Here is a 13451-nt window from a genome sequence, read left to right as displayed (position 1 = left end):
GCCGCGCACCGCCCTCAGGAGTCGGCGCGGGTGTTGACCTCGTAGGAGGTGTTGATCGACTCGAAGAAGTTCACCAGCTGCAGGGTGTCGTTGGCGGTGGCCATCCACTTCGCCGGGTTCGCCACGCCGTACTCCGGCTCGAAGCCGAGCTCTTCGAGGCGCCGGTCCGCCAGGTAGCGCACGTACTGGTTGATGTAGTCCGCGTTGAGGCCGAGGATGCCCGTGGGCAGCATCTCCCGGTTGTAGGCCTCCTCCAGCTCGACCGCGTGCAGCACCATCCCGCGGATCTCGTCGGCGAACTCCGGGGTCGCGACGTCCGGGTTCTCGTCGAGGACGGTGAGGATGAGGTTGATCCCGAACTTGAGGTGCAGGCTCTCGTCCCGCACGATCCAGTCGATGAGGGAGCCGAAGTTGCGCAGCAGGTTCCGCTGCCGGAAGCTCAGCGCCACCATGAACCCGGAGTAGAACCAGATGCCCTCGAGGATGACGTTGTAGGCCACGAGGTTGCGGACGAAGTCCTGCTTGCCCTCGGTCGTCGAGATGTCGAGGGTCTGCTCGGTCATCCGCCGGATGAACCTGACCTCGAACTCCTCCTTGGCCGCCATGGACGGCACCTCCACGTGCGAGCTGTAGGCCGCCTCCCGGTCGATGGGGAAGGTCTCGAGCACGTACTCGAAGCTCATGCAGTGGTTGGCCTCCTCCCACATCTGCTTGGCGAGGTAGAGGTGGCACTCCGCGGCGTTGACGTAGGGGTACACCCCGAAGGCCAGCGCCTTGTTGACGAGCAGCTCGTTGGGGTTGAAGTAGGACATGAGGAAGGTGAGCGCGTGCCGCTCGTCCTCGCTCATCCGCTCGAAGTCGCCGAGGTCCTCCCCGAGCTGCACCTCGTTGGGGAACCAGGTGTTGGCGACGGCCTGGTCGTAGAGCTCCATGGCCCAGGGGTAGGTGACCGGCTTGAGCAGCAGCCCCTCCTGGATGCCGGTGCCGAGGATGCCGGTGGTGGTGGTCGTGTCGAGGGTGTCGGTCATGCGGTCGTCTCCTCCGGGAGGTCAGGTATGCGGGTGGTCGTCACTGGCAGGAGTCGCACTGCAGGCGCTCCATGGGGTCGATCGGGCACTGCTGGCCGTCGACCTCGTAGACGACGGGCAGCTGCTCGACCTGGGGCGGCGCCTGGACCGGCGTCGGGGCCACCGCCGGGGCGGCGGGGGCCGCGCCGAAGCCGCGTCGCGGCGGGGCGCTGGAGGCGCCACCGAAGCCGCGCCGGCCGCCGGAGGCCCCCGCCGCGGACGGCTCGGTCGCCTTGTTCACCTTGACGGTCGACTGCTCGGCGGTGTGCCGGGGCATCATGTGGAGGTAGTAGGTCGTCTTGACCCCCATCCGCCAGGCGGTGGAGTAGAGCTCGGCCATCGAGCCGACGTCCCGGCTCGCGAGGTAGATGTTGCGGCTGATGGCCTGGTCGATCCACTTCTGGGCGCGGGCGGCCACGTGCAGGAAGGCGTAGGGCGAGAGCTGGAAGCTGGTGCGGTAGATCTCCTGCAGCTCGGCCGGCACCCCCTCGACCCTCGACAGGTCGCCCTGGTGGCGCAGCAGGTCCTCGCGCACCTGCTCCCAGAGGCCGTGCTGGCGCAGGTCCTCGACGAGGTTGCGGTTGACCTCGAGGAACTTGCCGGCGCTGGTCGCCCGGCTGAAGATCTGGCTGAACTGCGGGTCCAGCCCCGGGGTGGTGCCGGCGACGAGGCCGATCGAGGCGGTCGGCGCGATCGCCATGAGGGTGGAGTTGCGCATGCCGCCCGCGACCTTGGCCCGCAGGGCGTCCCAGTCCATCGTGCTGCTGCGGTCGACCTCGACGGTGAGGCCGCGGTCGGCCTCCAGCAGCCCGATCGTGTCGACGGGCACCATGCCCTGGCTCCACCGGGAGCCCTCGAAGGTCGGGTACGCCCCGCGCTCGCGGGCCAGGTCGGCGCTGGCGTCGATGGCGTGCCAGGAGACGAACTCCACCAGCCGGTCGATGAGGTCGTAGGCCTCGGCCGACTCGTACGACAGGCCCATCCGCTCGACGACGTCGGTGAACCCCATCACCCCGAGGCCGAGGGCGCGGTTCTGCTCGTTGGAGTGCTCGGACTCCGGGACCGAGCTGATGGTGATGTCGATGAGGTTGTCGAGCTGGCGCACGGCCAGCCGGGCCGAGCGGGCCAGGCGCTCCCAGTCGATGTGCACCTCGCCGGTGCTGTGCCGCCCCTGCACGTGCCGGGAGAGGTTGATCGAGGCGAGGTTGCAGACCGAGACGTTGTCGCGGTCCTGCGGCAGGGTGATCTCGGTGCACAGGTTGGAGGAGTGGATCGTCCCGGTGTTGTGGTTGAGCGCCCGGGTGTTGATGGAGTCCTTCCAGGTCAGCCAGGGGTGGCTGGTCGTCTGCAGGGAGACGAGGATGGCCTTCCACTGCTCCCGCGCGCGGAGCCTCCTGTGCCGCAGCTCGCCGGCCTTCGCGCGGGCGACATAGCCGGCATACCGCGCGGAGAAGTCGGCGCCGGTCGCCTCGGTGAGGTCGGGGGTGTCGAGCGGGTCGAAGAGGAACCACTCGTCGTCGGCGGCGACCCGCTTCATGAACTCGTCGCTGAGCCAGACCGCGGTGTTGGCGGTGCGGGTGCGGCGGTAGGGGTCGCCGGAGTTCTGCCGCAGGTCGAGGAACGCCCCGAAGTCGAGGTGCCAGTTCTCCAGGTAGAAGCACAGCGCGCCGAACTTCTTGCCGCCCCGGCTCACCGCGCGCAGCGTCGAGTCGATGGTGTGCATGAAGGGGATGGGCCCGGTGGAGGCGGTGTTGTTGGACCGGATCGGGCTGCCCTCGCAGCGCAGCTTGGACACCGACATGCCGATGCCCCCGGTGCCCTTGGTGAGCCACATGACGTCACGCACGCTCTTGGCGATGTGCTCGATGTCGTCCTCCATCTGCATGACGAAGCAGTTGGACAGCTGGCTGTAGGCGGTGCCGGCGTTGACCAGGGTCGACCCGGCCGCGAGGTACTCCAGCCGGGACATCGCGTCGTAGAACTGCAGCGCGGCGGCCGTGGGGTCGGCCTCGTCCAGGGCCAGCCCCATGGACACCCGCATCCAGAAGAACTGGGGGGTCTCCAGGACGGTCCGGGCCCGGTCGGCGTCGGTGAGCGCGTAGCGGGTGCGCAGCGTCTGGGCGCCGGTGTAGCGCAGCAGGTCGTCGCGCGCGGGGTCCAGCGCGGCGGCGAGGACCTCCAGGTCGAACAGCTCGGTGAGCCGCGGGTCGAGCAACCCACGGCGGACCCCCTGGGCGACCACGCCGGGGAAGTACTGCCGGTGCTTGGCGGCGACGACCTCGGGGTCGTCCTCGCCGAGCAGGTCGCGGGTGTCGCCGAAGACGGCCTTGTACATCGTCTTGACGAGCAGGCGGGAGGCGATCGTGTCGAACGCCGGGTCGTCCTTGACGTTCTGCAGCGCCACCTGGACGACCGCCTCGTCCAGCTGCTCGCTGGTGATGCCGTCGAAGAGCGTGATCTCCAGCTCGGACTGCAGCTGGGTGGCGCGGACGACCGCGTCGTCCAGCCCGGCGGCGGCCGCCTCGATGGAACGGGCGATCTCGTGCCCGTCGTAGGGCACTCGCGTGCCGTCGCGCTTGATGACGGTGATGGTGGCCATCGGTTCACCCCTCGTGAACTCGGTCCTGCTGCGGAGGCGCCCGGGACGGACGAGGGGGGAGGGGTATGCTGCGGTGCCCCGCGGTCGTCGCGGGTCGCCACTGCCAGCCCCAGACCGTCCCTCGCGGTCACGAGCCACGGGCGGCGTCGGGCCGTCCGTGCACTGGCAGGTCTTCGGACTCACGGGCGAGGTCCGGAGAGTTCTCCGGACGGACCTACTGGTCGCGGCTTCCCACGCCCGGGGGCGCAGTGCCGTGGATGCGACGGTCGTTCCCGTTCACCGCTGCGGGGCAGTCCCGGGTTCTCACCGGGTTCCCTCTTGCGACGACCACGACCCGCGGGAGTGCCGCGGACCGCAGCCGAACCAGCTGCGTGCGCCACTATATACAGACGAATGACACCGATGTAACCCCCACATCTTGTGAATCCCACCGAGCGTCATGAATGGTTGCCCTCCACCCCACCGAGCGTCGTGAATGGTTGCCCTCCACCCGACCGAGCGTCGCGGATGGTTGCCCTCCACCGCACCGAGCGTCGCGGATGGTGGGCGCGGCGCCGCCAAGCGGTCCGGACCGGCACCTCCTGACAGACTGGCCGCGTGGAGTTCTTCAGCGCCTACGACCAGGGCTTCGCCCGCATCGCCTCCTGCACCCTGCCGGTCGCCATCGCCGACCCGGAGACCAACGCCGAGCGCACCGCCGAGGTGGTGCGCGAGTGTCACGCCGAGGGCGTGGCGGTCGCGATCTTCCCCGAGCTGGGGCTGACCGGGTATGCCATCGACGACCTTCTCCTGCAGGACGCCGTTCTCGACGCGACGGTCGAGTCGATCTGGTCGGTGGCGGAGGCGACCCGCGACCTGCTGCCGGTCGTCGTGGTCGGGGCCCCGCTGCGGCACCGCAACCGGCTCTACAACTGCGCCGTGGTCCTCCACCGCGGCGAGGTGCTGGGGGTGGCGCCCAAGTCGTACCTGCCGAACTACCGCGAGTTCTACGAGAAGCGGCACTTCGCCGCCGGCGTCGGCACCGACGGCCAGACCCTGAGGCTGCCCCGCCCCGGGACGACCCCTGGCGACGCGGTCGAGGTGCCCTTCGGCCCCGACCTGCTCTTCCGGGTGACGGACGTGCCGGGCCTCGTGCTGCACGTCGAGGTGTGCGAGGACGTGTGGGTGCCGGTGCCCCCCTCCGCGGAGGCGGCCCTGGCCGGCGCGACGGTGGTCGCGAACCTCTCGGGCAGCCCGATCACGGTCGGCCGGTCCGCCGACCGGCACGCCCTGTGCGCCGGAGCCAGCTCCCGGGGGCTGTGCGCCTACGCCTACGCGGCGGCGGGGGAGGGGGAGTCCTCCACCGACCTGTCCTGGGACGGTCAGACCATGGTCCACGAGCTCGGTCGGCTGCTGGTGGAGTCCGAGCGGTTCGCCCAGGGCTCGCACCGCAGCGTCGCCGACGTCGACCTCGTGCGGATCCGCGCCGACCGGGCCAGGCAGGGCAGCTTCGACGACAACGCGGTGGCCCTCGGCGACCGGGTGGGCCGCTTCCGCACGGTCGACCTGGTGCTCGACCCGCCGCGCACCGACATCGGCCTGCGCCGCGTCGTCGACCGTTTCCCGTTCGTGCCCGACGACCCGGGGCTGCTGGCCCAGGACTGCTACGAGACCTTCAGCATCCAGGTCACCGCGCTCGCGCAGCGCCTCGGCGCGATCGGCGACCCCAAGGTCGTCATCGGGGTGTCCGGCGGGCTCGACTCGACCCACGCCCTCATCGTCGCGGCCCGGGCCATGGACCGGGCCGGGCGGCCCCGCAGCGACATCCTCGCCTTCACCCTGCCCGGCTTCGCGACCAGCGACCACACCAAGGACAACGCCACCGAGCTCGCGACCTCGCTCGGCGTCACCTTCGAGGAGCTCGACATCCGCCCCCTGGCGCGGCAGATGCTGGAGGACCTCGGGCACCCGTTCGCCGGGGGCGAGCCGGTCTACGACGTGACCTTCGAGAACGTCCAGGCCGGCCTGCGCACGGACGTCCTCTTCCGCGCGGCCAACCAGCGCGGCGGCATCGTCCTGGGGACCGGGGACCTCTCGGAGCTGGCGCTGGGGTGGTGCACCTACGGCGTGGGCGACCAGATGTCGCACTACACCGTCAACTCCGGACTGGCCAAGACGATGATCCAGCACGTCATCCGCTGGGTCGTCGGCGAGGGACTCTTCGACGCCCGCACCGGCGAGGTCCTCACCTCGATCCTCGACACCGAGATCACCCCCGAGCTCGTCCCGGCGGGGGAGGACGGGCAGGTCCAGTCGACGCAGGAGAAGATCGGACCGTACGAGCTGCAGGACTTCACCCTGCACCACGTCATCCGCTTCGGTATGCCGCCCAGCCGGGTCGCCTTCCTCGCCTGGCACGCCTGGCGGGACGCCGGGGAGGGCCCCTGGCCGCCCGGGTTCCCCGAGGAGGGGCGCAACGCCTACGGGCTCGCCGAGATCCGCCGGTGGCTGGTGCTCTTCGTCGAGCGGTTCTTCGCCTTCAGCCAGTTCAAGCGCTCGGCCCTGCCCAACGGGCCGAAGGTGTCCTCGGCGGGCGCGCTGTCGCCCCGCGGGGACTGGCGGGCCCCCTCCGACGCCAACGCCCGGGTCTGGCTGGCCGAGCTCGAGGCGAACGTCCCGCACGACGCCTGAGCCGGGACCGGGCGTCTCGACGCCCGGTCCGGACCACCCTCGCCGACCCGCGCTGACGGGACCCCTGCAGCAGCAGCCCGCGTGGCCGCATACCGTGCGTCCGGCGGGCACGATCCCCGCAGCAGCGCCGGTCGGACTCGCCGGTTTGACGCATCATCCATGCCGTGGAATAAGGTCAGGCATAATCCTTGCTTACCGATGAGCAGGCACACCGACGTGGGTGCCTGCTCACCCTTGTGACCGGACGGAAAGCCGCACCAGATGCCCAAGAGCAGCCAGCAGCAGGACGCCCCGCTGATCGTCGAGGGTCCGCTGTCCGACAACGAACGCCTCAAGCGGGAGAGCGACTACCTGCGCGGGACGATCGCCGAGGACCTCCAGGACCAGATCACCGGTGGCTTCGGGCCGGACAACTTCCAGCTCATCCGCTTCCACGGGATGTACCAGCAGGACGACCGGGACATCCGCGCCGAGCGGGCCCAGCAGAAGCTCGAGCCGCTCATCAACGTCATGCTGCGTGCCCGGGTGCCCGGTGGCGTCATGACGCCCGAGCAGTGGCTGGCCGTGGAGGACTGGGCCGAGAAGCACACGATGTACGGCTCGGTCCGGCTGACGACCCGCCAGACCTTCCAGTTCCACGGCGTCTTCAAGCCGGACATCAAGGACACCCACCGGGCGATCAACGCGGTCGGTATCGACTCCATCGCCACCGCCGGCGACGTCAACCGCAACGTGCTCTGCTCCAGCAACCCGATGGAGTCCCGGCTGCACGCCGAGGTGCACGACTGGTCGCGGCGCATCTCCGAGCACCTGCTGCCTCGCACGAACGCCTACTACGAGATCTTCCTGGACGGCGAGAAGGCGCTGAGCACGCAGGAGCCGGTGCTGGGCGAGACCTACCTGCCGCGCAAGTTCAAGACCACCGTGTCCCTGCCCCCGGACAACGAGGTCGACCTGCACGCCAACGACCTCAACTTCGTCGGGATCGTCGAGGACGGCGCGCTGGTCGGCTGGGACGTGCTCGTCGGCGGCGGGCTCGCGATGACCCACGGCGACACGGCCACCTACCCGCGCACCGCCGACGACTTCGGCTTCATCCCCCTCGAGCACACCCTGGCGGTGGCCGAGCACGTCGTGTCGGTGCAGCGCGACTGGGGCAACCGGACCGACCGCAAGAACGCCAAGACGAAGTACACCCTCGACCGGGTCGGCACCGACGTCTTCAAGGCGGAGGTCGAGCGCCGCGCGGGGGTGACCTTCGAGCCCTCCCGGCCCTACACCTTCACCTCCCGCGGCGACCGTTTCGGCTGGGTCGAGGGCGAGGACGGCACGTGGCACCTCACCCTCTTCATCCTCAACGGCCGCGTCCGCGACGAGGAGGGCCGGCCGGTCAAGACCGGTCTGCGCCGGATCGCCGAGGTGCACCGCGGGCACTTCCGGCTCACCGCCAACCAGAACATCATCGTCGCGGGGGTGCCGGCCGACCAGAAGGCGACCATCGAGCGGATCGCCCGGGAGCACGGCCTCCTGGACGACACCGTCTCGCCCCAGCTGCGCAACTCCATGGCCTGCGTGTCCTTCCCGACCTGCCCGCTCGCGATGGCCGAGTCCGAGCGCTTCCTGCCCGGCTTCGTGACCCAGGTCGAGCAGCTGCTGGTCAAGCACGGCATCCCGGACGACCACATCGTGCTGCGGGTCTCCGGCTGCCCCAACGGGTGCTCACGCGCGATGCTCGCCGAGGTCGGGCTCGTCGGCAAGGGCCCGGGGAAGTACAACCTGCACCTCGGCGGCGACCGCATCGGCACCCGGGTGCCGAAGCTCTACCGGGAGAACATCACCCCCGAGGTCGTCCTCGACGAGCTCGACCACCTCATTGGCGCCTGGGTGTCCGGGCGCGAGGACGGCGAGGGCTTCGGCGACTTCCTCATCCGCACCGACGTGGTGGCCCGGGTCACCGTCTCCCGCACCGACTTCCACGCCTGACCAGCCGAGAGGACACACCATGAGCGCTCTCGCCACCCACGACGGCTGCAGCACCCTGCCGTTCGCGCCGCACGACCTGCGGTCGGCGGCCGCCGGCCTGGAGGGGTGCAGCGCCCAGCAGCGCATCGACTGGGCCCTGCAGCACCTCCCCGGCGGGTATGCCGTCACGTCCAGCTTCGGCGTCCAGTCCGCCGTCATGCTGCACCTGGTGACCCGGGTGGTGCCGGACGTGCCTGTCCTGCTCTTCGACACCGGCTACCTCTTCCCGGAGACCTACCGCTTCGTCGACGAGCTCACCGACCGGCTCGGCCTCAACCTGCACGTCTACCGCTCGCCCATGTCCCCGGCCTGGCAGGAGGCGCGCTTCGGGCGCCTCTGGGAGCAGGGTGTCGAGGGCATCACCGAGTACAACCGGATCAACAAGGTCGAGCCGATGCAGCGGGCCATGACCGAGCTCGGGATCGGCACGTGGTTCAGCGGGCTGCGCCGCGAGCAGTCCACCGGCCGCGCCGACCGTCAACCGGTGGAGCGGCAGAACGGCCGGGTCAAGGTCCACCCGGTCGTCGACTGGACCGACCGCGACGTGCACCGCTACCTCACCGAGCACGACCTGCCCTACCACCCGCTGTTCCACGAGGGCTACCTCAGCATCGGCGACACCCACACCACACGCCGGGCCGCGGACGAGCTGGACGCGGAGGGATCGCGCTTCTTCGGCCTCGTCCGCGAGTGCGGGCTGCACGTGGAGCAGGAGGGCGCATGACGACCACCTCGCAGCTGCACCAGGCCACCAGCCCGCTGTCGCCGGACCAGCACCAGCGGTTCGCCGAGCTGGCCTCGACGCTGACGCCGCTGCAGCGGATGTGGCTCAGCGGTTACCTCGCCGGCACCGCGGAGGGCGCCGGGGCAGGTGGCCCGGCCGCCGCGGCGTCCGCCGAGCCGGCCACCCTCACCGTGCTCTACGGCTCGCAGACCGGCAACGCCCGGCACGTGGCGGGTGACCTGGCCGAGGCGGCCCGTGCCCGCGGGCTCACCGTGGCGCTGACCGACATGGCGGACTACAAGCCCACCCAGCTCAAGCACGAGAAGTTCCTCACCGTCGTCGTCTCCACCCACGGCGAGGGCGACCCGCCGGAGAGCGCCGAGAAGCTGCACGCCTTCCTCGCCTCCAAGAAGGCGCCGGACCTCTCCGGCGCCCAGGTCACCGTCCTCGGGCTGGGCGACTCCAGCTACGAGTTCTTCTGCCAGGCGGCCGTGGACGTCGAGGACCGGCTGCGCGCGCTGGGCGCCGAGGTCGTCTCCGAGCGGCTGCTGCTGGACGTGGACTACGAGGACGAGGTCCCCGGCTGGGTGGAGAGCACCCTCGACGTCTTCGAGCCGGCCCTGACCGCCGTCGCCCCCGCCGGTGGGACCGTGGTGCAGATGCCCGGCCTCGCGGCGGCGGCGCCCACGGCATACTCGCGCCGCAGCCCGTTCCTCGCCGAGATCGGCGAGGTGCAGAAGATCACCGGTCGCGACAGCACCAAGGACGTCCGGCACGTCGAGATCTCGCTCGAGGGGTCCGGGCTCACCTACCAGCCCGGTGACTCCCTGGGCGTCTTCTTCCGCAACGACCCCGAGGCCGTGGACGAGGTCCTCGAGGTCCTGGGCCTGGACGGTGCGGAAGAGGTCACCCTGGGCGACGCCACGCGGCCGCTGCGCGAGGCCCTGATCGAGGACCTCGAGCTCACCCAGTCCTACCCGGGGTTCGTGCAGAAGTACGCCGAGGCGGCGGGTCTGCCGACGCTCGCGGAGCTGGCGCAGGACACGGTGGCGATGCGCTCCTTCCTGGCGGAGCGGCAGATCTACGACGTGCTGCACGAGCACCCCGCGCCGGTCGGCGCGCAGCAGCTCGTCGACGCGCTGCGCAAGATGCAGCCCCGGCTCTACTCCATCGCCTCCAGCCAGCGAGAGGTCGAGGACGAGGTGCACCTCACGGTCGGCGTGGTCGAGTGGGACGGCTTCGGCCGGCCCCACCTGGGCGGGTGCTCCGGCCACGTGCGCCGCTCCGAGGAGGGCGACCAGGTCAAGGTCTACGTCGAGGCCGGCGAGCACTTCCGGCTCCCGGCGGACCCCGACGTGCCGACGATCATGGTCGGCCCGGGCACCGGCATCGCGCCCTTCCGTGCCTTCCTGCAGGAGCGGGACGCTGCCGGCGCCGAGGGCGACAACTGGCTGTTCTTCGGCAACCCGCACTTCACCCAGGACTTCCTCTACCAGGTCGAGATGCAGGGCTACCTGAGGACGGGGCTTCTCACCCGGATGGACGTCGCCTTCAGCCGTGACCAGGCCGAGAAGGTCTACGTCCAGGACCGGTTGCGGCAGCGCGGCGCCGAGGTCTACGAGTGGCTGGAGCGGGGGGCGCACCTCTACGTCTGCGGCGACGCCGACCGGATGGCCAAGGACGTGCACGCCGCGCTCGTCGACGTCGTCGCCGAGCACCGGGGCGTGGGCGCCGAGGCCGCCGAGGACTACCTGGCCGGCCTGCGCGACGCCCGCCGCTACCAGCGCGACGTCTACTGAGCCCCGAGGTCGACCGCGGGCGCGGGGCGCCTCGGGGGGATCAGGGGCGGCTCAGGCCGCCCACTGGCCGCGCTCGGTCAGCACGTCCTTGAGCAGGTCGGCGCGGTCGGTCATGATCCCGTCGACCCCGAGGTCGAGCAGCCGGTGCATCTCGGCCGCGTCGTTGATGGTCCAGACGTGGACGAGCTTGCCGATCTCGTGGGCCGCGTCGAGGGTCGTCGGCGTCACGACCTCCACACCGTGGTGGTGCGGCGGCACCTGCAGCGCGTCGACCGAGCGCAGCGCCCGGGCCGCGACGGAAGCGCGGATGAGCGCCGGCAGGGCCGCGGCGGCGCGGAACGAGGTGGTGCTGCGCTGCCCCGCCGAGGTCGCGACCGGCCGGGTCAGCCGCATGACGGCGGCCTCGCGGCGCTGGTCGGAGAAGCTCGTCACGCAGACCCGGGCGTGCGCCTGCGTCCGCTCGATGGCGCGGACGAGCGGCACGATCGCGCCGGGCGTCTTGATGTCGATGTTGACCCGCACGTCGGGGAAGGACCCGAGCAGGTCCTCCAGCCGGGGGACCGGCTCCTGCCCGGCGATGCGGGCGCGGGACACCTCCCGCCAGGACAGCTCGGGGATGGCGCCGCGGCGGTCGGTGACGCGGTCCAGCGTCTCGTCGTGGAAGGCGACGACCACCCCGTCGCGGGTGGCGTGCACGTCGGTCTCGACGTAGCGGTAGCCGAGGTCGACGGCGGCCTGGAACGCGGGCATGGAGTTCTCCAGACCCGCGCCGGCGGGGTCGAACCCGCGGTGGGCCAGGGGGATCGGGCCGGGATGGTCCAGGTATGCCGTACGCACCCTCCGAGGGTATCGGCTGGGCGCGCGTCCACGGTCACACGTCGCTGCGCGGCTCCTCGAACTCCGTGGTGTCCGGCTCGGTCGGCACCAGCTCGCCCACCCCGCTCAGCACCTCGTCCGGCCGGAAGGGGTAGGAGGCCAGGGTGTCGGTGCTGCTGATCCCGGTCATGACCAGCACGGTGTGCAGCCCGGCCTCCATCCCGGCGATGATGTCGGTGTCCATGCGGTCGCCGATCATGCCGGTGCTCTCGCTGTGCGCGCCGATGGTGCGCAGCGCCGAGCGGAACATCATCGGGTTGGGCTTGCCGACGACGTACGGCTCGCGCCCGGTCGCCTTGGTCACCAGCGCGCTGATGGCGCCCGTGGCCGGCAGGATGCCGTCGGCGCTGGGCCCGGTCGCGTCCGGGTTGGTGACGATGAACCGGGCACCGTCGGCCACGAGCCGCACCGCGGTGGTGATGGCCTCGAAGGAGTACTGCCGGGTCTCGCCGATGACGACGAAGTCCGGGTCCTTCTCGGTCATGGTGAAGCCGACCTCGTGCAGGGCGGTGATGATGCCCGCCTGCCCGACGACGTAGGCCGACCCGCCGGGCTTCTGCGTGGCGACGAAGTCGGCCGTGGCCAGGGCGCTGGTCCAGATGCGCGGCTCGGGCACCGGGAGGCCGGCGTGGTGCAGGCGGGCGGAGAGGTCCCGCGCGGTGTAGATCGAGTTGTTGGTGAGCACGAGGTAGGGCGTGTGCGTCGCCTCCCAGTGGTCGATGAGGGCACGGGCGCCGGGCAGGGCGTGGTTCTTGTGCACCAGGACGCCGTCCATGTCGGTCAGCCAGGCGTCGATGTCATCACGGGTGCGCATACGTCCCAGCCTAGGGCCGCTTCGATGACGGCGAGGTTTCCGCGTCCACCACCCTGCGGAGGGCTGCGAGGGGAATCCCCACGGTCAGCGCAGCCGCAGGGGCCCGGAGTCCGGCGGCGGGGGAGAGGGCTCGCCCACCTCGCCGAACGGCTGGACGGCGCGCTCGGCCACCGCCACCTCGGCGCTGGGCCGCCACCACGTGGGGAAGTCCGCCCGGGCGGCGGCCCGCGTGAGGGTGACGTCGTCCAGCGGCCGCCGCGACGCGACGAGCACGACGTTGCCGTAGCGCTTGCCGGAGGCGACCTCCCGCAGCACCAGCTGGCCGACGTGCGGCAGGGCGGTGCGCAGCGTCGCCCCGAGCCGGGCCACCCAGCGCAGGCCCGGCAGGTCGGCCGCGTTGACGAGCAGCAGCCCGTCCGGGGCCAGCACCCGGGCCAGCTCCCGGGCGAAGGCCCGACCGGCCAGGGCGGCGGGCACCCGCCCCTCGTCGTAGGCGTCGACGACGACCACGTCGGCCGAGCCGTCGCGCAGGAGCGGCACGCCCTCCTCGCCGGTCTGCGGCCGGACCCGGATGCGGTGGCCCCGGGGCAGCGGCAGCTCGCGGCGGACCAGCTCGGTGAGCGCCGTGTCCGGCTCCAGCACGATCTGCGGCGACCCGGGGTGGGTGCGGTGCACCCAGCGGGCCAACGTCATACCGGCGCCGCCGACGTGCGTCACGGCCAGCGGGGCCGGGTCGGGACGCAGCGACTCCAGCACGAGCGCGAGGTGCTGGACGTACTCGAAGACGAGCAGGAGGGGGTCGCCGGTGTCGACGTAGGACTGCGGGTGCCCGTCCCGCACGACGGTCGCCCCGCCGCGCTCGTCGCGGACGACCTCCACC

Annotated in this window: 9 protein-coding genes and 1 riboswitch; of the genes, 4 read left to right on the top strand and 5 right to left on the bottom strand. The window is 71.3% G+C overall.

Features of this window, described 5'->3' with window-relative positions; translation table 11 throughout:
- Positions 1-14 precede the first annotated feature (14 nt).
- Together EUS26_RS11320 and EUS26_RS11315 are read right to left on the bottom strand one after the other, a co-directional pair.
- The gene (locus tag EUS26_RS11320) at positions 15-1028 is read right to left on the bottom strand and encodes a ribonucleotide-diphosphate reductase subunit beta (protein ID WP_130013950.1); all 1014 of its coding nucleotides are present in this window, start codon (positions 1026-1028) and stop codon (positions 15-17) included.
- 40 nt (positions 1029-1068) lie between these two features.
- Positions 1069-3666 (bottom strand): ribonucleoside-diphosphate reductase subunit alpha, encoded by a 2598-nt coding sequence (locus EUS26_RS11315; protein WP_130013949.1) that lies wholly within the window; start codon positions 3664-3666, stop codon positions 1069-1071.
- 163 nt (positions 3667-3829) lie between these two features.
- A riboswitch (cobalamin riboswitch) is annotated at positions 3830-3996 on the bottom strand.
- 267 nt (positions 3997-4263) lie between these two features.
- On the opposite strand from EUS26_RS11315, the gene EUS26_RS11310 reads away from it, so the two are divergent.
- The 4 genes from EUS26_RS11310 to EUS26_RS11295 all read left to right on the top strand — a co-directional run bounded on the left by EUS26_RS11310 (position 4264) and on the right by EUS26_RS11295 (position 10881).
- Complete coding sequence (locus tag EUS26_RS11310) at positions 4264-6336, top strand: NAD(+) synthase (protein ID WP_130013948.1); 2073 nt, start codon at positions 4264-4266, stop codon at positions 6334-6336.
- A gap of 261 nt (positions 6337-6597) precedes the next feature.
- Complete coding sequence (cysI, locus tag EUS26_RS11305; protein ID WP_130013947.1) at positions 6598-8319, top strand: assimilatory sulfite reductase (NADPH) hemoprotein subunit; 1722 nt, start codon at positions 6598-6600, stop codon at positions 8317-8319.
- 19 nt (positions 8320-8338) lie between these two features.
- Entirely contained in the window at positions 8339-9082 is a 744-nt protein-coding gene (locus EUS26_RS11300) for a phosphoadenylyl-sulfate reductase (protein WP_130013946.1), read from the top strand.
- The gene (locus tag EUS26_RS11295) at positions 9079-10881 is read left to right on the top strand and encodes an assimilatory sulfite reductase (NADPH) flavoprotein subunit (protein ID WP_130013945.1); all 1803 of its coding nucleotides are present in this window, start codon (positions 9079-9081) and stop codon (positions 10879-10881) included. Before EUS26_RS11300 ends, EUS26_RS11295 begins: the two co-directional genes overlap by 4 nt.
- A 51-nt stretch (positions 10882-10932) precedes the next feature.
- On the opposite strand, the gene EUS26_RS11290 is transcribed toward EUS26_RS11295, so the two are convergent.
- The 3 genes from EUS26_RS11290 to EUS26_RS11280 form a co-directional block, all read right to left on the bottom strand.
- Complete coding sequence (locus EUS26_RS11290) at positions 10933-11718, bottom strand: glycerophosphodiester phosphodiesterase family protein (RefSeq protein WP_130013944.1); 786 nt, start codon at positions 11716-11718, stop codon at positions 10933-10935.
- Positions 11719-11752: 34 nt separating this feature from the next.
- On the bottom strand, positions 11753-12571 hold the full coding sequence (locus EUS26_RS11285; RefSeq protein ID WP_130013943.1) for an HAD-IIA family hydrolase: 819 nt from the start codon (positions 12569-12571) through the stop codon (positions 11753-11755).
- Positions 12572-12655: 84 nt separating this feature from the next.
- Complete coding sequence (locus EUS26_RS11280; RefSeq protein WP_130013942.1) at positions 12656-13450, bottom strand: spermidine synthase; 795 nt, start codon at positions 13448-13450, stop codon at positions 12656-12658.
- Between the last annotated feature and the right edge of the window lies 1 nt (position 13451).

The organism is Serinicoccus sediminis, assembly GCF_004153545.1.
In the GTDB taxonomy this organism is placed as follows: Bacteria; Actinomycetota; Actinomycetes; order Actinomycetales; family Dermatophilaceae; genus Ornithinicoccus; species Ornithinicoccus sediminis_A.
This window is presented reverse-complemented; position numbering and strand designations above follow the sequence as displayed.

Bases quoted from the DNA above. Each gene is read 5' to 3' on its own strand.
- cysI (WP_130013947.1), top strand. From the start codon at position 6,598: ATGCCCAAGAGCAGCCAGCAGCAGGACGCCCCGCTGATCGTCGAGGGT.
- EUS26_RS11300 (WP_130013946.1), top strand. From the start codon at position 8,339: ATGAGCGCTCTCGCCACCCACGACGGCTGCAGCACCCTGCCGTTCGCG.
- EUS26_RS11315 (WP_130013949.1), bottom strand. From the start codon at position 3,666: ATGGCCACCATCACCGTCATCAAGCGCGACGGCACGCGAGTGCCCTAC.
- EUS26_RS11295 (WP_130013945.1), top strand. From the start codon at position 9,079: ATGACGACCACCTCGCAGCTGCACCAGGCCACCAGCCCGCTGTCGCCG.
- EUS26_RS11285 (WP_130013943.1), bottom strand. From the start codon at position 12,571: ATGCGCACCCGTGATGACATCGACGCCTGGCTGACCGACATGGACGGC.
- EUS26_RS11320 (WP_130013950.1), bottom strand. From the start codon at position 1,028: ATGACCGACACCCTCGACACGACCACCACCACCGGCATCCTCGGCACC.